This is a genomic window from Conexibacter sp. SYSU D00693, assembly GCF_017084525.1.
GTDB lineage: Bacteria > Actinomycetota > Thermoleophilia > Solirubrobacterales > Solirubrobacteraceae > Baekduia.
Genome location: NZ_CP070950.1, coordinates 2,321,580 through 2,342,494 on the forward strand (window position 1 = coordinate 2,321,580; position 20,915 = coordinate 2,342,494).

At 76.4% G+C, this 20,915-nt stretch carries 25 protein-coding genes; 12 read left to right on the top strand and 13 right to left on the bottom strand.

The window, feature by feature from the left end; genetic code table 11:
* The first annotated feature begins 4 nt into the window (after window positions 1–4).
* Window positions 5–688, top strand: a complete 684-nt coding sequence (locus tag JUB12_RS11555) for a hypothetical protein (RefSeq protein WP_205695555.1) — start codon at window positions 5–7, stop codon at window positions 686–688.
* Here the strand turns inward: JUB12_RS11555 and JUB12_RS11560 are convergent.
* On the bottom strand, window positions 685–1,344 hold the full coding sequence (locus JUB12_RS11560; protein ID WP_205695556.1) for a LysE family translocator: 660 nt from the start codon (window positions 1,342–1,344) through the stop codon (window positions 685–687). The two genes, JUB12_RS11555 and JUB12_RS11560, sit on opposite strands and share 4 nt — an antisense overlap.
* Window positions 1,345–1,450: 106 nt before the next feature.
* On the opposite strand from JUB12_RS11560, the gene JUB12_RS11565 reads away from it, so the two are divergent.
* The gene (locus JUB12_RS11565; RefSeq protein WP_205695557.1) at window positions 1,451–2,269 is read left to right on the top strand and encodes a gamma-glutamyl-gamma-aminobutyrate hydrolase family protein; all 819 of its coding nucleotides are present in this window, start codon (window positions 1,451–1,453) and stop codon (window positions 2,267–2,269) included.
* On the opposite strand, the gene JUB12_RS11570 is transcribed toward JUB12_RS11565, so the two are convergent.
* Window positions 2,266–2,685 (bottom strand): YkvA family protein, encoded by a 420-nt coding sequence (locus JUB12_RS11570; protein WP_205695558.1) that lies wholly within the window; start codon window positions 2,683–2,685, stop codon window positions 2,266–2,268. The genes JUB12_RS11565 and JUB12_RS11570 overlap by 4 nt on opposite strands.
* Complete coding sequence (locus JUB12_RS11575; RefSeq protein WP_205695559.1) at window positions 2,664–3,692, bottom strand: BtrH N-terminal domain-containing protein; 1,029 nt, start codon at window positions 3,690–3,692, stop codon at window positions 2,664–2,666. Before JUB12_RS11575 ends, JUB12_RS11570 begins: the two co-directional genes overlap by 22 nt.
* Before the next feature lie 77 nt (window positions 3,693–3,769).
* On the opposite strand from JUB12_RS11575, the gene JUB12_RS11580 reads away from it, so the two are divergent.
* The gene (locus tag JUB12_RS11580) at window positions 3,770–4,903 is read left to right on the top strand and encodes a hypothetical protein (RefSeq protein WP_205695560.1); all 1,134 of its coding nucleotides are present in this window, start codon (window positions 3,770–3,772) and stop codon (window positions 4,901–4,903) included.
* Between the two features lie 9 nt (window positions 4,904–4,912).
* Entirely contained in the window at window positions 4,913–5,764 is an 852-nt protein-coding gene (locus tag JUB12_RS11585; protein WP_205695561.1) for an adenylate/guanylate cyclase domain-containing protein, read from the top strand.
* On the opposite strand, the gene JUB12_RS11590 is transcribed toward JUB12_RS11585, so the two are convergent.
* Window positions 5,761–6,756 carry an aldo/keto reductase gene (locus tag JUB12_RS11590; protein ID WP_371822332.1) on the bottom strand — a complete coding sequence of 332 codons (996 nt, stop codon included), beginning with the start codon at window positions 6,754–6,756 and terminating at the stop codon, window positions 5,761–5,763. The genes JUB12_RS11585 and JUB12_RS11590 overlap by 4 nt on opposite strands.
* A gap of 95 nt (window positions 6,757–6,851) precedes the next feature.
* On the opposite strand from JUB12_RS11590, the gene JUB12_RS11595 reads away from it, so the two are divergent.
* The gene (locus JUB12_RS11595; protein ID WP_205695563.1) at window positions 6,852–7,730 is read left to right on the top strand and encodes a LysR family transcriptional regulator; all 879 of its coding nucleotides are present in this window, start codon (window positions 6,852–6,854) and stop codon (window positions 7,728–7,730) included.
* Window positions 7,730–8,806, top strand: a complete 1,077-nt coding sequence (locus JUB12_RS11600; protein ID WP_205695564.1) for a winged helix DNA-binding domain-containing protein — start codon at window positions 7,730–7,732, stop codon at window positions 8,804–8,806. Before JUB12_RS11595 ends, JUB12_RS11600 begins: the two co-directional genes overlap by 1 nt.
* On the opposite strand, the gene JUB12_RS11605 is transcribed toward JUB12_RS11600, so the two are convergent.
* The 3 genes from JUB12_RS11605 to JUB12_RS11615 all read right to left on the bottom strand — a co-directional run bounded on the left by JUB12_RS11605 (window position 8,803) and on the right by JUB12_RS11615 (window position 11,789).
* A complete protein-coding gene (locus JUB12_RS11605; RefSeq protein ID WP_205695565.1) occupies window positions 8,803–10,509 on the bottom strand; it encodes a sigma-70 family RNA polymerase sigma factor in 1,707 nt (568 codons plus the stop codon). The genes JUB12_RS11600 and JUB12_RS11605 overlap by 4 nt on opposite strands.
* Window positions 10,506–10,985 carry a hypothetical protein gene (locus tag JUB12_RS11610; RefSeq protein WP_205695566.1) on the bottom strand — a complete coding sequence of 160 codons (480 nt, stop codon included), beginning with the start codon at window positions 10,983–10,985 and terminating at the stop codon, window positions 10,506–10,508. Before JUB12_RS11610 ends, JUB12_RS11605 begins: the two co-directional genes overlap by 4 nt.
* Before the next feature lie 144 nt (window positions 10,986–11,129).
* Window positions 11,130–11,789: a hypothetical protein gene (locus JUB12_RS11615; protein ID WP_205695567.1), complete on the bottom strand. Its 660-nt coding sequence runs from the start codon at window positions 11,787–11,789 to the stop codon at window positions 11,130–11,132.
* 182 nt (window positions 11,790–11,971) lie between these two features.
* On the opposite strand from JUB12_RS11615, the gene JUB12_RS11620 reads away from it, so the two are divergent.
* Window positions 11,972–12,838, top strand: a complete 867-nt coding sequence (locus JUB12_RS11620; protein WP_205695568.1) for a hypothetical protein — start codon at window positions 11,972–11,974, stop codon at window positions 12,836–12,838.
* Here JUB12_RS11620 and JUB12_RS11625 read toward each other — a convergent pair.
* On the bottom strand, window positions 12,810–13,268 hold the full coding sequence (locus JUB12_RS11625; RefSeq protein WP_241004244.1) for an alpha/beta fold hydrolase: 459 nt from the start codon (window positions 13,266–13,268) through the stop codon (window positions 12,810–12,812). The genes JUB12_RS11620 and JUB12_RS11625 overlap by 29 nt on opposite strands.
* Window positions 13,269–13,553: 285 nt before the next feature.
* Window positions 13,554–14,432 carry an FRG domain-containing protein gene (locus JUB12_RS11630; protein ID WP_205695570.1) on the bottom strand — a complete coding sequence of 293 codons (879 nt, stop codon included), beginning with the start codon at window positions 14,430–14,432 and terminating at the stop codon, window positions 13,554–13,556.
* Between the two features lie 130 nt (window positions 14,433–14,562).
* Between JUB12_RS11630 and JUB12_RS11635 the strand changes: the two genes are divergently transcribed.
* Window positions 14,563–16,539, top strand: coding sequence for a membrane dipeptidase (locus JUB12_RS11635; protein WP_205695571.1), 1,977 nt, complete (start codon window positions 14,563–14,565; stop codon window positions 16,537–16,539).
* A gap of 12 nt (window positions 16,540–16,551) precedes the next feature.
* Here JUB12_RS11635 and JUB12_RS11640 read toward each other — a convergent pair whose 3' ends face one another.
* Window positions 16,552–16,854, bottom strand: coding sequence for a hypothetical protein (locus JUB12_RS11640; RefSeq protein WP_205695572.1), 303 nt, complete (start codon window positions 16,852–16,854; stop codon window positions 16,552–16,554).
* A 109-nt stretch (window positions 16,855–16,963) separates the two neighbouring features.
* On the opposite strand from JUB12_RS11640, the gene JUB12_RS11645 reads away from it, so the two are divergent.
* Entirely contained in the window at window positions 16,964–17,998 is a 1,035-nt protein-coding gene (locus JUB12_RS11645) for a flippase-like domain-containing protein (RefSeq protein WP_205695573.1), read from the top strand.
* Window positions 17,999–18,028: 30 nt separating this feature from the next.
* Here JUB12_RS11645 and JUB12_RS11650 read toward each other — a convergent pair whose 3' ends face one another.
* Together JUB12_RS11650 and JUB12_RS11655 are read right to left on the bottom strand one after the other, a co-directional pair.
* Window positions 18,029–18,487 (bottom strand): hypothetical protein, encoded by a 459-nt coding sequence (locus JUB12_RS11650; protein WP_205695574.1) that lies wholly within the window; start codon window positions 18,485–18,487, stop codon window positions 18,029–18,031.
* A gap of 86 nt (window positions 18,488–18,573) precedes the next feature.
* Entirely contained in the window at window positions 18,574–19,281 is a 708-nt protein-coding gene (locus tag JUB12_RS11655; RefSeq protein WP_205695575.1) for an RNA methyltransferase, read from the bottom strand.
* Between the two features lie 53 nt (window positions 19,282–19,334).
* Here JUB12_RS11655 and JUB12_RS11660 point away from each other — a divergent pair, with 53 nt between their 5' ends.
* From JUB12_RS11660 to JUB12_RS11670, 3 genes are read left to right on the top strand one after another with little or no spacing between them, the layout of a single operon-like run.
* Window positions 19,335–19,682, top strand: a complete 348-nt coding sequence (locus JUB12_RS11660; RefSeq protein ID WP_205695576.1) for a hypothetical protein — start codon at window positions 19,335–19,337, stop codon at window positions 19,680–19,682.
* 7 nt (window positions 19,683–19,689) lie between these two features.
* Window positions 19,690–20,124: a helix-turn-helix domain-containing protein gene (locus JUB12_RS11665; RefSeq protein WP_205695577.1), complete on the top strand. Its 435-nt coding sequence runs from the start codon at window positions 19,690–19,692 to the stop codon at window positions 20,122–20,124.
* An 11-nt stretch (window positions 20,125–20,135) separates the two neighbouring features.
* Window positions 20,136–20,564, top strand: coding sequence for a VOC family protein (locus JUB12_RS11670; RefSeq protein WP_205695578.1), 429 nt, complete (start codon window positions 20,136–20,138; stop codon window positions 20,562–20,564).
* On the opposite strand, the gene JUB12_RS11675 is transcribed toward JUB12_RS11670, so the two are convergent.
* Window positions 20,561–20,899, bottom strand: a complete 339-nt coding sequence (locus JUB12_RS11675; protein WP_205695579.1) for a TfoX/Sxy family protein — start codon at window positions 20,897–20,899, stop codon at window positions 20,561–20,563. The two genes, JUB12_RS11670 and JUB12_RS11675, sit on opposite strands and share 4 nt — an antisense overlap.
* Window positions 20,900–20,915: the final 16 nt, after the last annotated feature.

Below are 20,915 nucleotides of genomic sequence, written 5' to 3' on the forward strand. Positions count from 1 at the left end.
CGCGATGAGCTCGACGATCTGGGTCATGGCGATCGTCCTGCTGCTCTCGGGCTTCGCCGTGGCCAGCGCCCTCGGCGGCCTGACGAGCGCCGGGCGGGCCAAGGAGGTCGACCGCGCGCAGGCGGCGGCCGACGCGGGCGCCGACATCGCCGGCTACCGGATGAGCAAGACGCTGCTCGCGCCCGGCGCCGACGGGCTGCTGGGCTACGTCGGGGGCACCCTGCGCACCGTGGGCTGCGTGGGCGCGAACCTCGACTACGGCTCCACCTCGAGCATCCCCGCACAGCCGTCCGGCGCGGGGGCCCCGGCGGCGGGCGCGCTGGCCGCGCTGCCGACGGTGGGCAAGGCGGTCGCCGGTCTCATCCCCGACGGCAAGAGCTTCTGCCGGACCACGACCGACGAGCAGCTCGGCGACGGCGCGTCGTTCCGCTACGCGATCTCGACGGCGGTGCAGCTGCCCGCGAGCGTCACGTCCCTGCTGACGACGCCGGTCGGCTCGCTCGTCGTGCGGCAGGTCGCCGCGATCGGGCGGGCCGGTGGCGCGCAGCGGCGGGTCATCGTCTCCTACTGGCTCTCCCTGGACGAGCCGACCGCGCCGTTCGTGCGCCGGCGCTACGTCCGCTGCCCCGCGCAGCCGTCGAACCCGAGCGACCCGTTCTCGGGCTGTCCCGCCAACCCCGGCTACTAGCCCAGCGCGGTCCGCACCGCGAGCGCCAGGACGAGGATCGCGCCCAGCCCTGCGGTGAGCGGCCGGGTCTGCGCCGGCAGGCGGTGGTGCAGGACGCCGCCGGCGGCGACGAGCAGCAGCTGCCAGCTCGCCGAGGCGAGGAAGACCGCGGCGACGAAGACGGCCTTGGCGTCGGCGCCGGCGGTGCTGACGGCGGGCAGGCCGGCGATGAGCGCGGCGAACGTGGCGGCGGTCGTCGGGTTGACCGCGGTGAGCCCGAGGAAGCGGGCGAAGGTCGTGGCCGGGCGCGGCGCGAGCCCGTCGTGGCGCTCGGGCGCGGGCCGCGTCGCCAGGACGAGGAGCACGAGCGCCATGGCGGCCAGGACGCCGGCGCTGACCCACCGCGCCTCGTCGCGGACCGGGTCCAGCGCGTCGTTCACCGCCAGACCGGCGGCGGCCGCTACCGTGGCGTACGCGAGGTCGGCCGTCGCCACGCCGAGCGCGGCAGGAGCCGCGGCACGGACGCCGTGGCGGGCGGCGAGGTCGACCAGCAGGACGCCCATCGCGCCGAGCGGCACGGCGACGGCCCAGCCCGCCAGGAGCCCGCTGCCCAGCGCGTGCAGGACGTCCGAGGACATGCGGTCGGGCAGCTTGAGGCGCGGCCGGGCGGCGCGCAAGCGCCGGCATCCGTGCGACCCTGGGCGCGGGGGGCTCCACCTCCGGCGCCTGGATGACGATGAGGAGGGTGGAGCGCATGATCGACATGGGGAAGGACAGGACGCGATGCGCCCGCTGATCGGCGTGACCACCTCGGAGCTGCGCGAGACGGCCGAGGCCGACCAGGGCGCCTACTTCGACCCGGGCAAGCGCGAGATGGCGCTCGGCATGACCTACATGCGCGCGATCGAGCGCGCCGGCGGCCTGCCCGTCGTCCTGCCGCCGATGGCGCTCGACGCGGTCGGACCGCTGCTCGACCAGCTCGACGGCCTGTGCCTGTCCGGCGGGCCCGACCTCCATCCCGCCGCCTACGGCGCCAAGCCCCACCCGCGACTGGGCGAGACCGAGCCGTCGCTGGACCGCTTCGAGTACGCGCTCGCGCGCGAGGCCGACACGCGCGGCGTGCCGGTGCTCGGCGTCTGTCGCGGCGCCCAGGCGATGAACGTCGCGCGGGGCGGCACGCTGCACCAGCACCTCGACGGCCACCGCCAGGCCGAGCCGGGGGTGCAGCCCACGCACGAGGTCGAGGTCCGCGAGGGCTCGCTGCTGGCGCGGACGCTCGGGGCGACCGAGGCGCGCGTCAACTCCTTCCACCACCAGGCCGTCGCCGTCCTCGGCAAGGGCCTGCAGGTCACGGCCTATGCGCCCGACGGGGTCATCGAGGCGTTCGAGGCGCCTGGTCGCAAGCTGTACCTCGGCGTGCAGTGGCACGCCGAGACGCTGGTCGACGACCCCGCGCAGCTCGCGCTGTTCGAGCTGCTCGTGGCGCGCGCGGCGGGCCGGCTGATGCCGGCGGGCACCGCCCCGGTGATGGCCCCGCCGCGCTGGCGTCCCGCCCCGCGCGTGCCGGCGCGGCGCAGCACGCCGGCCTCGCGGCGCCGCTAGGCGTCGCGGCGGAGGCTCAGCGCCTCCTGACGGGACCGCGCCAGGGCGAGGACGACGCGCAGCCCCGCCTCGGGACCGTGCCAGTGGCGGCGCACCGCCGCCGTGCCCGCGGACCGCACGACGCCGCGCAGGGCCACCGCGAGCAGGATGGCGTCGTCGAGCTGGCCGGCGACCGGGATGACGTCGGGCACGAGGTCCAGCGGCGACGCGAGGTAGAGCGCCAGCGCGACGAGCGACCACCGGCGCACGCGCGGCACGGCGGGGTCGCGGGCCAGGCCGGCCACGAGCCGCGCGCAGTCGGGCACGAAGCCCGCGAGCGCCCGCGCCGCCTCGGCGCGGCCGGCGACGACGAGCCCGGCGACGAAGAGCACGTAGACCCCGAGGACGGCGAGGACTACGACGAGCCAGCCAGCCATCGCTCCATCGCCGCGACGCCCTCGGCCTCGCGGCGGGCGACCTCGTCGACGAGCGGCAGCCCGGCGCCGTGGTCGTGCTCGCGGGCGCACCCCGCCAGACCCACCCACGCCTCCGCCAGCGCGTCGTAGCCCTCCGCCGCCCGGTCCAGCGCCGCGTCGCCGAGCAGCGCCGCCGCGTCGTGGAGGAACTCCGCGTGCAGCGAGCGGAACATCGCGCCGCCCGTGCCGGCCTTCACGACGAACACCCGCAGGCCCGACAGCGCCTGGTCGAGGAGCTCGTCGTCCCAGCCCGCCCACGTCGGGTAGGAGGCCGCGAACGTCGCGACCCCCGGGAGCCCGGCGCCGTGCTCGGCGCCGGGCAGGAAGCTCACCGCCTCGCGCATGTTCGCCACCGCCCGGCGCAGGCCCGCGGTCACGGCCTCGCGTGGCGCGGGCAGCGCCACCGGCCACCGGTAGCGGAAGACCCGGTGGCGGTTCGGGCCCGGGAACGCGTCCGACGCGCGGGCGCGCGCGAGGGAGGCCAGCGAGCAGCGCTGGAGCTCGTCCCGGTCGTTGTCGGCGACGAACGCGACGCCCGCGGCCTCGTCGTAGCCGACGACCACGACGTCGTGGCGCGTGTTGTGCATCCGCACGCGCAGGTACTCCAGGTGGCCGATGTCGGCCCAGACCATCGCCGGCCGCCCCGCGTCGAGCTCGTCGCGCAGGTCGGCCCACCCGCGGGCCGGGTCGTCGGTCTCGAGCAGGTCGAGCCCCGCACCGAGGTTCGTGGCGAGGTCTTCCTCGAGCCTGCCCGTGCGCCCCACGAGGTAGACGGGCGGCCGCGCGTCGGGGAGCTCGGCGAAGAGGAACCCGAGCCCGCCGGCGAGGCCGAAGACCGCGCCCTCCGACAGCGGCCCGGCGCCGAGGTCGAGGACCTCGTGCTCGAGCAGCGCGCGCAGCGCACCCGAGCCGCAGTGGCCGCCGAGGCGGTGCGGGAAGCGCTCGAGCAGGTCGGCGGAGGCGCCCATCGGCCGCGCACGCTAGCCCTCGTGCCCTGCAAGAGGCCTTGCAGGTCGTTCGGCCCCGGAGCACTAGCTTGCCCGCGGTGGTCCGCAGGTCGCTCCCGGCGCTCCTGGTCGCCGTGCTGGTCGCGAGCGTCCTCGTCGTGGACCCGTCGTCCACCCCGCCGGCCAACGCGCAGGTCGCCGCCGAGCGCGCTGCCGCCCAGCGGCTGCGCGCCGCGATCGCCGCGGAGAGCGAGCGGATCGCCACCACCCGCGCCGGCCTCGCGCAGGCCGAGCGCCGGCTCGCCGTCCTCGACGCCCGCGTGGCGCGCCGCGAGGGCCAGCTGCGCGCCAACGAGGACCGCCTCGTGCGCGCTCGCGCGCGCCTCTTCCGCCTCCAGCGCCGCGCCGCGGCCGCCAAGGACGCCCTGGCCGAGAACCTCCGCGCGCAGTACACGACGCCCAAGCCCAACGTGGTGACCGTCGTCCTCGACGCCCACGGCTTCGGCGACCTCCTGGAGCGCATCGAGTTCTACAAGCGCGTCTCCGAGCACAACGGCCGCGTCTTCGAGAACGCGCGCGACTCGCGCGACGCGGTCGCCGAGCAGACCCGCCAGCTGCAGGCCCTGCGCAAGCGCCTGACCGTCCTCGCCGCCGACGCCAACCGCGACCGCGACCGGGCCGACGTCGTGCGCAACGCCCTGCTGCAGCGCCAGGCCTCCCAGCTGCGCCGCCGCGACCAGCGCGCCGCCCGCCTGCGCGCGGTCCGCTCGCGCATCCGCAGCCTCGAGCGCCGCGCCGCGCTGGCCGCCCGCCGTGCCGCGGCGCCCATGGCCGCCGCCGGCGGACCGGGATCGGGCGCGCCGCGGGTCAAGGACCCCGGCAGCGCCGTCGCGCGCGTCGTCGCCGCCGCCACCGAGATCGCCTCGACGCCGTACGTGTGGGGCGGCGGCCACGGCGGCGTGTCCGGGGGCTACGACTGCTCGGGCTCGATCTCCTACGCCCTCGCGGCCGGGGGCCTGCTCTCCGCGCCGCTGGACTCGACGGGGTTCATGAGCTGGGGCGAGCCGGGTCCCGGCAAGCGCATCACGGTGTACGCGAACGCCGGCCACGCGTTCATGGTCGTCGACGGCCGGCGCTACGACACGAGCGCCCTCTCGGCCGGCGGGACCCGCTGGAGCTCGTCGATGCGCAGCACCGCGGGCTTCGTGGCCCGCCACCCGCCCGGCCTCTAGCATCGGCGCGTGCGCGAGGACCTCACCCCCGAGCTCCTCGTCCGGATGGGGCTGGTCGACGACCCGGGATCGCCCGAGGTCACGCTCGTCCTCGAGGCCTTCGCCCAGGCCCAGGCGGCCGGGATCGACCCCGACGTGGCCGGCGCGCTGCTGCAGGCCTACGGCCGGGCGGTGGGGCGCATCGCCAACGCCGAGGCCGACCTCGCCGTCCATCGCCTCGAGCGCCTGCCGCCCGAGGAGCGCGAGGCACAGACCGAGCTGCTGCTCGACGAGCTGCTGCCCCTCGCGACGACGGTGTTCGACGCCTTCCACCGCTTCCAGGTCCGCCGGCTCGTCCAGCGGCGGCTGCGGCTGCCGGCCGACGTGGTCGAGGGGCCCGACCACGATGCCACCCCCGCCTCGGTGGCCTTCGTCGACCTCTGCGACTCGACGGGCTTCATGCGCGACGCGAGCGTCGGGCAGATCCGCGCCCTGGCCGACGAGGTCTACCTCGCCGGCCAGGAGGTCGCGGTCCGCCACGACGTGCTCGCCGCGAAGTTCCTGGGCGACGGCGTCCTGCTCGTGAGCCGCGAGCGCGAGGCGCTCGTCGACGCGACCCGCGCCGCGGTGGCCGAGCTGGGCCGGCGCACGCCGATGTCGGCCTCGGCGGGCATGGCCCACGGCCCGGTCCTGCGACGCGCGGGCGACTACTACGGGATGCCCGTGAACCTCGCCGCGCGGCTCGCGGAGCTCGCGCCGCCGGAGACGGTCTACGCCGACGCGGGCGCGGTCCTCCCCGGCGCGCCGGTCACCATGTGGGCGACCGTCGCGCCGCGCGGCGTGCGGGAGGACCTGCGCGTCGCGGTGCTGCGCCCGAGCTAGCGCTCGCTGTCCAGCGAGCCCATCTGCGGCTCCGGGTAGCGCGAGCCGGCGGCGGCGTCGGCCGGGATCGCCTGCTCGATGCGGGCGAGCTCGTCGTCGCTCAGCTGCACCTGCAGCGCCCCGAGCGCCTCGTGGAGGCGGTCGCGGCGGCGGGCACCGACGAGCGGGACGACGTCCTCGCCGCGCGACAGGACCCACGCGATCGCGAGCTGCGCCGCGGTCGCGTCGTGCTCGTCGGCGAGCTCGCGCAGGGTCGCGGCGAGCTGGAGGTTGCGGTCGAGGTTCTCCCCCTGGAAGCGCGGGCTGTGGGCGCGGAAGTCCGTCGCCCCGAGCTCCCGGCCGGCGTCCCAGTGGCCGCTGAGCAGGCCCCGCGAGAGGACGCCGTAGGCCGTCACGCCGATGCCCAGCTCGCGGCAGGTCGGCAGCACCTCGGCCTCCAGCCCGCGGGAGATCAGGGAGTACTCGATCTGCAGGTCGGTGATCGGGTGGACGGCCGCGGCGCGGCGGATGGTGTCGGCGCCGACCTCGGAGAGGCCGATGTGGCGCACGTAGCCGGCCTCGACGAGCTCGGCGATGGCGCCGACCGTCTCCTCGATCGGCACGTTCGGGTCCAGGCGGGCCGGGCGGTAGACGTCGATGTGGTCGGTGCCGAGGCGGTTGAGGGTGTAGGCCAGCGCGGTCTTGACCGCCTGCGGCCGGGCGTCGTAGCCCAGCCACTGGCCCGCCGGATCGCGCTGGGCGCCGAACTTCACGCTGATCGCGACGTCGTCGCGCGAGCGCTCGCGCAGCGCGCGGGCGATGAGCAGCTCGTTGCGGCCCATGCCGTAGAAGTCGCCGGTGTCGAGGAGCGTGATGCCCGCGTCGATGGCGGCGTGGATGGTGGCGACGGCCTCGCCCTCGTCGGCGGGGCCGTAGAGGTCCGACATCCCCATGCAGCCGAGGCCGAGCGCGGCGGTCTCGAGGCCGTCGGTGCCGAGGGTGCGGTGGGCGATGTCCTGGGTGCTGTGGGGCATGGCTGCGATGATGTGGCCGGTGGCGCGCGGAGGGAAACGCCGGTCGGGCGTGACGTCACAACCGGCGGGCGTCGGTGCCTGAGCTGCGGGCGCTGCGCACCTTCGTCGCGGTGGCGGAGGAGCTGAGCTTCACCCGCGCGGCCGAGCGCCTGCACCTCGGCCAGCAGGCGGTGTCGAAGTCCGTCGCCAACCTCGAGCGCGAGCTCGGCGTCGAGCTGCTCGAGCGCACGACGCGCGAGGTCCGGCTGACCGCCGCGGGCGCCGAGCTCCTGGAGGCCGGGCGCGACGCCCTGCTGGCCGCCGACACGGCGTTCGAGCGCGCGCGGGAGGCGGGGCGCGGCCTCAGCGGCACGGTGACGGTCGGCGTCTCCCCCGCCATCGGCTCGGGCGAGCGCTCCGAGGTCGTCGCCGTGCTGCGCGACGGCGCGCCCGACCTGTCGGTCGCGGTGGTCGAGGTGCGCCCGCGCGACGTCCGCGCCCAGCTGCAGGCAGGGACCGTCGACCTGGTGCTCGTGCGCGCGGCGGGCCTGACCGACGGCGTCGACAGCGCCGCGCTGCGCCCGACGCCGACGGTGCTCGTCGTGCCCGAGGACCACCGCCTCGCCGGGCGCGGGCCGCTCGACGTCGCCGAGCTCGACGGCGAGCGCCTCATGGTCTTCAGCCCGCCGGGGACGCCGTACACCGACCTGCTGCTCACGCGGCTGGCCGCGGGCGGGGCGCGGGTCGAGCCCGTCGAGGCCCGGGTGACCGGCGACCGCCGCTTCCCGGAGCTCGCCGCCGCGGGCGCCGTGACCCTCGTCGCCGCGCCGTGGGACCCGGTGCCCGGGCTGGTCGCGGTCGAGCTGGCCACGGAGGTCACGCTGCCGCTGCTGGTCCTCTGGCCCGCCGGACGGCCGACGCCCGTGGTCCGTCGCGTGCGCGACGCCCTGAGCTCCGCGGGACGCGCGGCCTGATGGCGCGCGGCGACCTGGGGCTGGTGCGACGGCGGCTCGTCGCCCAGCGCCTCACCGGCATCGCCTCGGCCACGCCCGCCGAGGCAGCCGGGTGGGCGCTGGCGATCCAGGGCCAGGAGGCGGCGGAGGTTCGGTGGTCGATCGCCCAGCGCACGCGCGGCGCCACGGACGCGAGCGTCGGCGCGGCGCTGGACCGCGGGGAGCTGGTGCGCACGCACGTGCTGCGCCCGACCTGGCACGTCGTCGCCCCCGAGGACCTGCGCTGGCTCCTGCGCCTCACGGGACCGCGCGTGCAGCGCACCAACGCGCCGTACTACCGCCAGGCCGGGCTCGACGACGCGCTGCTGGCGCGGCTGCACGACGTGCTGCGCGCCGAGCTCGAAGGCGGCCGCGCACGCACGAAGCAGGAGCTCATGCCCGCGCTCGCCGAGGGCGGCATGGCCGACGACCCGTGGGTCGCCGGGTGCGCGCTCATGCACGCCGAGCTCGAGGCGCTGATCTGCAACGGGCCGCGGGCGCGGACCCGCCACACCTACGCGCTGTGCGACGAGCGCGGCGTGCCGCCGGCGCCCGAGCGCGACCGCGAGGACGACGTCGCCGAGCTGTGCGTCCGGTTCCTGCGCTCCCACGGCCCGTCGACCGCGAAGGACCTCGGGTGGTGGTCGAGCCTGACGCTCGCCGACCTGCAGGCCGGCCTCGGCCGCGCGGGCGAGGCGGTGGTCGAGCAGGACGGCGGGCTGTGGAGCGCCGCCGACCCCCCGCCCCGCCGGCGCCGGGGCGCGCCGCGGGCGCTGCTGCTCGGCACGTTCGACGAGCTCGTCGTCGCCCACCAGGGCGTGCGCTACGTCTGGCGGGGCGAGCCTGGCGAGGCGCTGTCCATGCGGCCGGTGCTCGTCGACGGCGAGACCGTCGGCAGCTGGCGGCGCACGACGGGCAAGCGGGCGCTGGCCGTCGAGGTCGTCCTGCGCGCGCCGCTCGACGACGACGAGCACGCGGCGGTGGCGGCCGAGGCCGAGCGCCTCGGCGCGTTCCACGGGCTGCCCGTGACGCTCGAGGTCCGCGCCGCCGCGCCCTAGCCGATCACGTCGCCGTCACCGGGCTGCTGGCCGTTGTCGGTCCCGGGGTCCTTCGGACCGGGGTCGGCGACGGGCGGCTTGGGCGGCCGGGTGCCGCCGTCCCCTCGGGGCGGGTCGGTCGGCGTGGTGCTCGTGGGCGGCGTGGTCGGCGTCGGGTCGGCCTTCGGCGGGTCGGGGGTCGACGAGGCCGGCGGGTCGGGCTGGGACGCCGGGCCGTCCCCGCTCGGCGGGGTGCTGGGACCGGGGTCGGCGGTCGGCGCGGGCTGCTGCGGGCGCGAGGTGCTCGACGGCGCCTGGCCCGAGCCCGGGCCGGCCTGGCCCTGCACCCGGCTGCCGCGCCGGCGCGGCGTCGTGGCCGTCCGCGGCGCGCTGCCGGTGGTGGACTCGCGGCGCAGCGCGGGCGCGGCGCCGTCGACGACCTGGTCGAGCGGGAGACCCAGGACGGGCACGGCCCCGCCGCCGGCGCGGCGCGGCGCGCGGCGCGCGCCCGACGGCGACGACGAGCGGTCCTCGCCGCCCGACGACGGCGTGCTGGGCAGCGCGGCGCCCGGGACGGCCAGCGCGGCCGGCGTCGCCTGCGGCGCGGGGGCCGGCGGGTCGGAGACGGTGACGGTGCGCGGCGTCAGCAGGACGGCGAGGCCGGCGAGCGTGACGGCGGCGGCGAGGAGCCGGCCGCGGTGCTGGCGGACGGCCTCGGCGATGCTCGGCCGGGCGGCCATGCCGGCGGCCGCTCCGGTCGCGGCGCCCGTGGCCGTGGTCCCGGAGCCGCCCGCGCCGCCGTCCCCGCCCTCGCGGTGGTCGTCGGCGGCGCCGTCGGCCGCGGCGCGCAGCTCCTCGAGCGTGCCGGCGGCCTTGGCGATCGTCTCGCGGCGCAGGACCTCGAGCGGCACCAGCGGCGCCAGCATCCGGTAGGAGCGTCCGGCCTCGGCCAGCGACTCGCGGGCCAGCCGGCAGCGGTCGCAGTCGGCCAGGTGCTGGTCGAGCCAGGCGAGGTCGGCCGGGTCCTTGACCTTGCCGTCCAGCTGCTTGGACAGCAGCGTCGCCGCCCTCTCGCAGCTCTTCGTGCCCGGGGAGAAGGCGGCGAGCGCACCACCGCGCAGCTCGTCGCGCAGCCGCAGCCGGGCGCGGCTGAGCAGCTGCGCCACGGCGTTGGCGTTCATGTCCATGACGCGCCCGATGTCGTCGTAGGAGAGCTCCTCGACCTCGCGCAGGAAGAGCACCTCGCGGTGGCGCGGGTTCAGGCGCTGGCACGCGGCGCGGACGTCGACCTGGTCGTCGCCGATGAGCGCTGACCGCTCAGGGTCCTCCCCGGCCGCGTGGGGCGCGCGGTTGCCGACGACGTCGCGCGGCGCGTCGGGCACCTCGTCGACGACGTCGGTGGTCGCGTGCTTGCCGCGCAGGTCGAAGCAGACGTGGCGCGCGGCCGTGAAGAGGTAGGGCGCGAGGCTCTCCTCCTTCAGGCCCAGCGTCGGCAGCCGCTTGAGGACGCGGATGAACGTCTCCTGCGTGGCGTCGGCGGCGTCGTGCGACGAGCCGAGGATGCGCTCGCAGAGCGTCAGGACGCGCGAGGCGTAGCGGTCGTAGAGGGCCTCGAAGGCCTGCGGATCGCCGGCGGCGGCGCGCGCGGCGAGGTCGCGGTCCGAGGCGCCGGGGCGCAGGACCGCGGAGGTCGTCCCCGCGATGGGTGGGAGCGTCGCGCTCATCGCCCGACCAGAGCATCCTCCGACGCGGCCACGAAGTCCACCTCGTTCTGCGAACGGCGGCGGGCCAGCTCCCCGGCCGCGGCGTGCAGGACGGCGTCGCGCAGGCCCGGCGCGGGGCGGCGCAGCGCCCAGCGGGCGTAGGCCGCGGTGGCCCGGGCCAGCGCCTCACGGGCGGGGAGGCAGCCGCCGCGCGCCGGTCGGGCCCCCCAGCCCGAGCACAGCGCGCGGCGGCATGCCGCGTCCTCCTTGACGTGGGCGAGGACGCGTGTGCCCCACAGCGCGTCGCCCAGTGCGAGCAGGCCGAGCGCCCTGAGCTCGACCACCGCTCCAGCCTCGAGGCCCATGAGATCCCCGATCTCCTGGGGGCCGAGGCCCGAGACGAACGCGTAGGCCAGCACCTCGCGCTCGGGTCCGGGCAGCGCCGCGTGCGCCCCTGCCAGCGTCGCCTCCCCGGACATGCTGCTCGCGTCTTCCATGCCCTAGAGACGGCCCCGCCGCTGGTTCCTTACGGTCCCCGCTGCCGATGTCCGATGCCGGACACACAGCGGTGCCCGCCGGACGCGCGAGAGCCGCCTCGTGCGAGGCGGCTCTCGGGTCCTGCAGGGGAGTCGTCGCCGGCGCTACGAGGCGCAGAGCACCCAGACGTAGGCGGTCGCGGCCGAGCCCGTGACGTTGCGGACCGTGCCGTACCAGGCCTTGATCGCCTCGCCGCTGACGGTCGTCGAGAACAGGCCGCCGTCCACGTCCACCGGGCCGCTGTCGAGGATGTACTGGCCGTTGTCGGCGCCGCCGTTCCAGCCGACGCCACCACCCGTGGCGGTCTCGTCGGCCAGGCAGCCCGCGTACGCGGAGTCCTTGCTGTTGGCCGCGACGGTGATGGTCGAGCGGCGCACGACGACGTTCGTCGCGCCCGGATCGCCCTTGTCGCCCTTGTCGCCCTTGTCGCCCTTCGGGCCCTGCGGGCCGGCGGGGCCGACCTTGCCGTCAGCGCCGTTGGCGCCGTTGGCACCGGACTGGCCGCTGACCGCGGAGCCGCTGGACAGGACGCCCGGCGCGAAGTCGGCGCGCTGGAGCGTGCCGTTGCGGACCTTGCCCGACGTGACGGCGTTGGCGCCGAGGTCGGCGTTCTTGACGGCGCCGGCGCGGATGCTCGACGACGAGACGGAGTTCTTGCTGATCTGCGAGACGGCGTACGACGTGCCGGACATGCCCGAGACGAGCGCGACGGTCGCGACGACCATGGCGGGAGAAGGGCGGAAGCGGCGGGTCTTGGTGGTCATCTGAGGTTCTCCTCTGGGTGTGTGGTGGTGGGCGGCCGGTACTCGTCACCAGCCGTTGTTGACCCAGAGACCGGGGCTCCTCGAGGTTCCTTACGCCCTGTCGGAAGAAGTTCTTGAAGTGCGGCACGGCGTCGCGCCAGGGGTCGCGCGTGACGTCCTCGCGTGCGCGTCGTTGAGGGGGCATGCGCCCTCTCCCGAAGCTCCTCCTCACCACCGCCGCGGCCGCCGCGGCGCTGGCCCCCACCGCCGCGGCCGACACGCCGCTGGTCGACGCCCCGGGTGCCAAGGCGCTGGCCGGGGCGGGCGGCTGGCTCGTCTGGTCGGCCCCGACGCCCGAGGGCCAGTTCCGGCTCACGGTCCGCGCGCCGGACGGCACCGTCTCCCAACCGGCGATCCCCGCCTTCACCCGGCCCGTCCCGGTCGGCGTCGGCTCGAACACGCAGTACGGCAGCGCCAAGCGGGTGGTCGCCGTCTACCCGCGCGACGGTGACGTGCGCGTGCTCGACCTCGAGCGCGGGACCGACCGCCGCTACGACCAGGTCTCCTCGCGCGCCACCGAGACGCTCGCCGCGATCAACAACGGCCAGGTCGTCACCGTGCGCTCCACCGGCGAGGGCAAGGGCCTGTACGTCCGCTCGAACGCCGGCAGGACGCGCCGGCTGACGTCGACGGTCCCGTCGCAGGTCGCCATGGCCTACAGCCGCGTCGCGACGGTCGAGGGCACCGGTGCCGACCAGCGCGTCGTCATCCGGCGCCTCAGCGGCCGCGGCAGACCGATGGTCGTGCGCAAGGGCCTGACCGGCGTGAGCAGCCTCTGGCTGACGCGCTACCGGGCCGGCTTCGCGACCACCACCGCGCAGGGGACGAGGCTCGTCGCCACGCGCCGCTTCGCGGGCTCCGGCGGGCCGTACACACTGACGACCCTCACCGACCCGTGGACGTCGACCAGCGCGCTGTCGGGCATCGTCACCAACGGCTCGGAGCCGACGACCTTCCTCGACGACGGCGGGGTCAAGCGCTTCAGCCCGATCCCGTTCCACGGCCGCTAGCGGCGGCCGGCTGCGCGACGTAGCCGTCCAGCCGCCCGGCGAGCTCCGCCGGGCGGCTGAGGTACGGCGAGTGGCTGGCCTCCAGCTCGTCGGGCTCGACCCCCAGCCGCCGGCGCACTACCTCGCGCATCCAGGCCGCCGGGAAGAAGCGGTCCTCGGTGCACAGGACGAACCGGGTCGGGACGTCCGGCTGGGCGACCAGCGGCCACGGCTCCTCGGGCGCGTGGAACTCCGGCTGCGCCCGGGCCAGCGCCTGGCGCGCGAGCTCGGGGTCGACGTCGTGCATGTAGGCCGCGAGCTCGTCGTCGAGGGGCGCGTGGCCGGAGGCCTCGTGCCCGGTCGCCGACCACCACGCCATGAAGCGCTCGCCCGGCACGGGGACCATCGCCGAGACGTGGACGAGCAGGTCGGCGGCGAGGTGGTCGGCCACGAGCGGCGCGACGAAGCCCCCGAAGGAGTGGCTGACGAACGACGAGCGGGCGCTCGTGGTCGCCGAGGGCGTCGACGACGGCGTCGCGGTAGCGCTCCCACGTGACCCCGGGGTCGGCGCCGGGCAGCGTCGGCGCCACGGCACGGTGGCCGAGCGCCTCGAGCTCGCCGACCACGAGCTCCCAGTTGTCGCCGACGTCGCCGCCGCCGTGCACGATCGCGAAGGTCGCCATGCAGGTCAGGACGGGACGCGGGCCGCGGACTCATCGCCACGGAGGGCCGGCCGTCAGCCGCCGGCCGGGGAGGCGGCCATCGAGCCCTCCTGCTGCCCGCTGGCCGTCCCGCTGCCGTCCATCGACGACCCGCCGTCGGCGTCCACCCGCTCGGACACCCCGGGCGAGTAGTAGCGCCGCAGCCACGCGGCGAGGCCGTCGAGGCCGGGGAGCAGGACGCGCTCGGTGACGTTCGCCTGGTCCAGGCGCTCGCGGACCTCGAGCTTGACCTCCGCCGGGATGCACCAGGCGTGCCAGAGCTCGCGGTGGCGGTCCAGCCACTCCTCCATGTGCCAGCTGGGGTCCGACAGCGCGGACAGGACCGCGGACTGGTTGACGATCCGCTCGTCCAGCGACGGCGGCTCGAAGAACGCCACGAAGGGCTCGCGCTGGGTCAGGCGGTCGAAGCGGTCGAGGTCGGGCGCCTCGTCGGCGAGCATCTCCGTGGTGAACAGCAGCGCGCCCTCGCGCTCCACGACGGCCCGCAGCGCCGAGGGCAGCAGCTGGTGGGCGCCCTCGCAGTCGACGGCGAGCAGCAGCGCGTCGTCCTCGGGCCACGACGCGGTGGCGAAGTGCAGCGCGACGAGCGGGGAGAACGTCCAGTCCAGCAGCCGTGTCGGCAGGCCGTGGTGCTGGCCGAGCGCCAGCCAGTCCCACATCGTCGGCCCGGGCGTGTGGCGGTGCGCGTACTTGCGGAAGTTGCGCACGAGGTGGCGCTCGAGCGCTGCGTAGTCGCCTTCGAGCCGGGCCAGGCTCGAGACGTGCGAGTAGTTCGTGCGGGCGAGGCCCCGGAAGACGAGCGTCGAGTGCGCGTGGCGCGGGCTGCTCGGGCGACTGGCGCGCGTGATGGCGTCGTCGAGCTCACGCCACGACGCGACCGTGCTGGTCGGCATGCGGGCGAGGTGCCCCGCGTGGCCGGGGGCATGCCCTCCCCCGCCGGCCACGGGCACGAGGGCGGACTCCGGCTCCGTCACGCTCGCTGGACCGCGGCGCGCCGAGCGCCCCGCGACCTATCCTGGCGCCATGGGGGGCAGGACGCGGCGGGCCGCGGCGACCATGGCGGCGGCGCTCGCCGCACTCGGCGGCGCGCAGGCCGCCCCGGCGGCGAGCGTGCCGGAGCTCGCCAACCGCTGCGTGGCGCTCGAGGCGGACGGCGGCGGGCGCGTCGCGCCGCTCTTCAGCAAGCCGGCGACGCTCCACACCGTCCTGCTGCGCGACCGCGACGGGCGACTGCTCGCCGTCGACGGGCCACGCACGACGTGGACCACCGCGCAGCCGGGGCCGCGCGCCGAGTGGGCCGTCCGCCGCACCGGGCGCCGGACCGTCCTGCTGCGCTCGACCCACAGCGGCCGTGACCTGCGCCTCGCCGCGGACGGGCGCCTCAGCACCGTCGCGGTGCACGACGGCACGCCGCTGCGCATCACCGCCGCCGGCGCCTGCAGCCCGTTCCCGGAGGCCGGGCTCGACGCGGCCGGCACGCCCGGGCGTCCGACCCGCAAGGACGGCACCGTCCGGGGCTTCGCCGATCCCCACGTCCACCTCGCCGCCGACCTGCGCGCGGGCGGCCGCGTCATCCACGGCGCGGCGTTCGACCGCTTCGGCATCAGCCGCGCGCTCGGCGGCGACGAGCGCGACCACGGCCCGCGCGGCGCGCTGGACCTGACCGGCAACCTGCTGCGCGACGGCGTCCCGGTCGGCACCCACGAGACCGACGGCTGGCCCACCTTCCGCGGATGGCCGACCCACGACACCAACACCCACCAGCAGACCTACTGGCGCTGGCTGGAGCGGGCGTGGCTGGGCGGGATGCGGCTCGTCGTCGCCCAGACCGTCGAGGACCAGCCCCTGTGCACGATCGAGCCGCTGAAGTCCCACAGCTGCGACGAGATGGACACCGCGGAGCTCCAGGTCCGACGGCTGCGCGCGCTCGAGGACTACGTCGACGCCCAGGCCGGCGGTCCAGGTCGCGGGTTCCTGCGCATCGTCACGGGCCCGGGGGCGGCGCGCAAGGCCATCGACGAGGGCAAGCTCGCCGTGGTCCTCGGCGTCGAGGCGTCCAACCTCTTCGGCTGCAGCCAGCTGCGGGGCGTGCCGGCCTGTGACCGCGACGACATCGACGCGGGCATCCGCCGGCTGCGGGCGCTGGGCATCCGCGCGGCGTTCCTCACCCACTGGGTCGACAACGCGCTGGGCGGCGCGGCCCTCGAGGGTGGCGACAAGGGCCTGTTCATCTCGGCGATGCACACGGTCCAGACCGCGACCTCCTTCAAGACCGGCCCGTGCCCGGACCCGGCCCAGGGCGAGGAGCCGTCCCTCGTCGTCCCGTCTCCGCTGGAGGCGCTGGTCGGCCCGATCAGGTCGCTCTCCCCCGAGCCGCTGCCGCTCTACCCGCCCGGCCGGCAGTGCAACGCCCGCGGCCTGACGGACCTCGGGCGCTACGCGGTGCGCCGGATGATGGACGCCCACCTGCTGATCGACGCCGACCACCTCGGCGAGTGGGGCCGGGAGGAGCTGTTGGAGCTCACGTCCGCGCGCGGCTACCCCGTCGTCTCGAGCCACACCGACACGGGCGGGCCGTGGAGCGCGTCGGAGCTGCGGCGCCTCTTCGCCGGGGGCGGCTTCGCCGCCGTGCGCGCGGAGGACGCCCCCAAGCTGCCGGAGGCGACGATCGGCCTCGCCACGCGCCACGGCACGCCGTTCGGCGTGGGCCTGGCGACCGACACCGGGGGCTTCGCGACGCAGCCCGCGCCGCTCGCCGGGACGCGACGCCCGCCGCTGGCCTACCCCTTGCGCTCCCACGACGGCAAGGTGCGCTTCGACCGCCAGCGCACCGGCGAGCGCGTCTTCGACCTCAACGCCGACGGCGTCGCGCACTACGGCCTCCTGCCCGACCTGCTCGCCGACGTCGCCCGCCAGCCCGAAGGCCGGCGGGCGCTCGGCGTCCTGTTCCGCGGCGCGGAGGCCTACCTGCGCACGTGGGAGCGCACGGGCAGCCGCTAGCCGCGGCGCGGGTCAGTCGTCGATGTCGTCGCCCTCGATCGCGTTGGCGTTGCGGGCGGCGATGTCCTCCTTGGCGGTGGGCTCGCTGTTCGAGCGGGCGCCGACCGGCGTGTGCGACTGCCCGTCGCCCGGGAAGACCATCCCGTCGGCGGGCGCGCGCGGGTCCTCGCGGGTGTCGTAGGGGTCGGGGTGCTCGGTCGGGTCGGGCTCGCCCACCGGCGTGTTCAGCGACGAGTACGGGGTCGCGTCCCGCGACTTGTCGCCCGGGTCCTTGCCGGGGGTCTCGGGGAAGCCGCTGGTCTCGGGGTCAGCCATGAGGAGGGTGCTGCCCGTCGCGCGCCTCGCGCAACGCCCGGCTGTCCGCCCCGCCCTTCAAGTCCATGCTTGCGCATGCAATGATGTGTCGGCGAGCAGGACGACGCCCATGGCCGCCACCGCCTCCCTCCCTCACGAGCTCGACGGACATCGCCTCCTGCGCCGGGCGGCGCAGGCCGGCGCGCTCATCGGCGTGGCGGGCCTCGCGGTCGTCCTCACCCCCGGGCTGGGCGCCGTGCGCGACGAGCTCGCGGACGCCCACGCGGGGTGGCTCGCGGCCGCGGTCGCCCTCGAGGTCCTCTCCGGGATCTCCTACGTCCTGCTCTTCCGCGCGGTGTTCTGCCGGCGTCTGGGCTGGCGCACGAGCTGGGAGATCGGATGGTCCGAGCAGGCGGTCGGCTCCCTCGTGCCCGCCAGCGGCGCCGGCGGCCTGGCCCTCGGGGCGTGGGTGCTCCACCGGGGCGGGATGCCGGCCGACCGCATCGCCCGCCGCTCGGTGGCCTTCTTCCTCCTCAAGAGCTCGGTGAACTTCGTGGCGGTGGCGGCGCTCGGGCTGCTCGCGGCGGCGGCGCTCATCGGGCCCGACCTGCCCCTGGCGCTCACCCTCGTGCCGGCGCTCATGTCCGTGGCCGCGCTCGCGGCCGTCGTCGCGCTGCCGCGCCTGGGTCCGGGCCGCGCGGCGCGTGAGGACGACGGCCGCCTGCGCCGCGGCTGGGCCGCCGTCCGCGTGAGCGTCGTCGACGGCGTCCGCGAGGCCGTCGCGCTCGTGCGCTCGGGCGACTGGATGGCGATCGCCGGCGCGGTCGGCTACTGGGCGTTCGACAACGCGGTGCTGTGGGCGACCTTCCACGCGTTCGGCGCGGACGTCTCGCTCACCGTCGTGCTGCTCGGCTACCTCATCGGCCAGCTCGGCGGCCTGCTGCCCCTGCCGGGCGGCGTCGGCGGGATCGACGGCGGCCTCATCGGGACGCTCGTGCTCTTCGGCGCGCCGGGCGCGGTGACCGCGGCGGCCGTCGTCGCCTACCGCCTCGCCCAGTTCTGGGTGCCGCTGCTCGTCGGCGCCGTCGCCTTCGCCTCGCTGCGCCGCGACCTCGTCGGCGAGCGCGAGCAGCCGGCGCGGCTGCGGCTGGCCGCCTGCACGTAGGCGGCGGCCAGCCGGGGCGCGCAGGTTCGGCTAGGCGACCGTGACCCAGCCGGTCTTGTAGAGGACGATCTCCTCCTCGCCCTTCGAGACGCAGAACTGCACGTAGGCGGTGCCCTTCTTGAGCTTGCCCTTCGAGCCCTTCTCGACCTTGTCGATGGTGAAGGTGGCGGTGCGCGAGGTGCCGTCGCAGGTGAACTTGCCGCGGTGGCTCTGCAGCCACGCGCTGGCGACCTTGCTCGAGCCCTCCTTGGTGAGACGGGCGTCCTTCTTGCCCGAGGCGCTCTGCTTGGCGGAGACCCACAGGGCCGCGCCGCCGCTGCACTGGTAGGTGACCTTGAGGGTCGCCTTGGACTTCGACGTGCGCTTGATCTTGCCGACGAACGTGGCCTTGGCGTTCGGGTCGGTCTGCTGCTGGGCGGAGACCGTGGCCGGGACGGTGGCGGTCGCGACGGCGACGGCCAGCGCGGAGACGACGAGCTTGGGCTTCATGGGCAGCAGTCTCAGTGGACCGGAGCGTCCGCCTGGTACGGGCAGCACGACTTCGCCGAGCAGCCCCGACCGTCCGGCGCGCGCGGTCAGCCGCTGAGCGCAAGCCCGTAGAGGACGGCCGCCACGGAGGTGGCGAGGTTGAGGCTCGAGACGCCGTCGCGCATGGGCAGGGCGACCGACGCGTCGGCCCGGGCGAGCAGCTCGGGCGTCAGGCCGTCGCGCTCGGTGCCGAAGGCCAGGACCGCCCGCGGCGGCACCGCGCGCGCCGGCGCGCCGCCAGGGGCCAGGCAGACGAGCGGGCGGTCGCCCGTGCGCACCGTGCGCAGCCGGTGGACGGGCAGCGCGAAGTGCAGTCCGGCTGCGCCGCGCAGCGCGTCCGGGTGCCAGGGGTCGGTGCGGCCGGTGGTCAGGACGCCGGCCGCGCCCGCGGCGGCCGCGACGCGCACGCACGCGCCGAGGTTGCCCAGGTGGCGCGGGTCCTCGAGCAGGACGACGGGCGCGGGGCCGGGGTCGGCGAGGACCGCGTCGGCGTCGGGCTGGTCGGGCCGGCGGGCGACCGCGACGACCTGCGCCCGCGGGACGACCGCGACCAGGGCCTCGTGCTCGACCACCTGCGCCTCGAGGACCACGTCGGGCGCAAGCCGCGCGCGCAACGCCTCCAGCTCGTCGGGGTCCGCGGTCCAGACGCCCAGCAGCTCACCGCCGAAGCGCACGGCGTGCTTGCACGCGTGGAAGCCCTCGAGCACCACGAGCCCCGGGTCCTTGCGCGCCGCGGCGACCTCCTGGAGCTCCACGCGCGCATCGTCGCACCGCGCGATCCCGCCGCGCTCGCCACCATGAGCCCGGCATGCTCGGCGAGCACGCCCCGCACAACGCGATGGTCGAGCCCGACGAGGTCGCCCGCTTCCACGACCGCTGCAGCCCGCTGATGCGCGAGCTGCTCGACGGCCTGGCCCGCGCGCCCGACCGCCCGAGGCCGTTCCCCGAGGTGGAGGACGCGATCGGCTGGCCGCGGCGGCGGATCGCGTCCGTGCTCGGCGGCGTGGCCCACCTGCGCCGCACCGAGTTCGAGGGCCGGCGCCCGTACCGCTTCCTCGACGACCGTCGCTCGCCCTCGCGACGCTGGGAGATCTGGATGGACGCCGGCCAGGCGGCTGCCCTGCGTGCCGCGCAGGCCGACGGCCAGCCGCGATGATGCGCCGGTGGCCCACGTCCCCGCCGACCGGCACCTCCTCCGGGCCAAGGACCTGGTCGACGCCCGCTACGCCGACCCGCTGACCGTCGACGACCTCGCGGCCGCTGCGGGCCTCTCGCGCGCGCACTTCAGCCGCGAGTTCCGCCGGGCCTTCGGCGAGCCGCCGCACGCCTACCTCCTCACCCGCCGCCTGGAGCGCGCCGCCGCGCTGCTGCGCACGACCGACCACAGCGTGGCGGAGGTCTGCCTCGCCGTCGGGCTGCGCAGCGTCGGCTCGTTCACCTCGTCGTTCACCCGCACCTTCGGCCGCCCGCCGACGGCCTACCGCGCCGCCCACCCGCCGGCCTCCCACCTCGCCCGCGTGCCCGCGTGCGTCGTGCGCGCCTACAGCCGCCCGCAACGCAGCACAGACGGAGAAGACAGCCGGGCCGCCGCGCTCTAGCGTCGCCGCCCATGATCAAGATCTCCAACACCCAGCTGTGGGTGCACGACCAGGACGAGGCGCTCGCCTTCTACACCGAGAAGCTCGGCATGGAGGTCCGCTCGGACGTCACCCTCGCCGAGATGGGCGACTTCCGCTGGCTCACGGTCGCCCCGCCCGGCCAGGAGAGCCCCGAGATCGTCCTCATGGCGATCCCCGGCGCGCCCGTCATGGACGAGGACAGCGCCGCGATGCTGCGCAAGCTCATGGCCAAGGGCTTCGCCGGCACGGTCTTCCTCACCACGGACGACTGCCAGGCCTCCTTCGAGGAGCTGCGCGCCCGCGGCGTCGAGTTCTCCGAGGAGCCCGAGGACCGGCCCTACGGCATCGACGCCGGCTTCCACGACCCGTCGGGCAACTCGTTCCGCCTGACGCAGGTCAAGGAGCTCGCCGGCGCCTAGCCGTCCTTCGGCGGCAGCGAGCGTGCGAAGGCGACGCCGCGGCGCACCCACGGCTCGAGGCCCTCGGGCGTGCGCACCCCGGCGTCGTCGACGCGCAGCCAGCCCTGCAGCTCGCGGCCGCGCATCTCGAACGGCCGCGCGTGGGGCTCGGCCAGCAGCGCGTCGGTGTCCTCCGGGGCGACCCGGACCATCAGCCCGCCCTGGCCGCTGGCCGCCACGGCCATGTGCCCGCCGACGAGGAAGGCGAGGCCGCCGAACATGCGCTGCTCGACGACCCCTCCCTCCTCGCGCAGCAGGTCGCGGATCCGGGCGGCGAGCTCCTCGTCGTAGGCCACGACGGGATCATCGCTC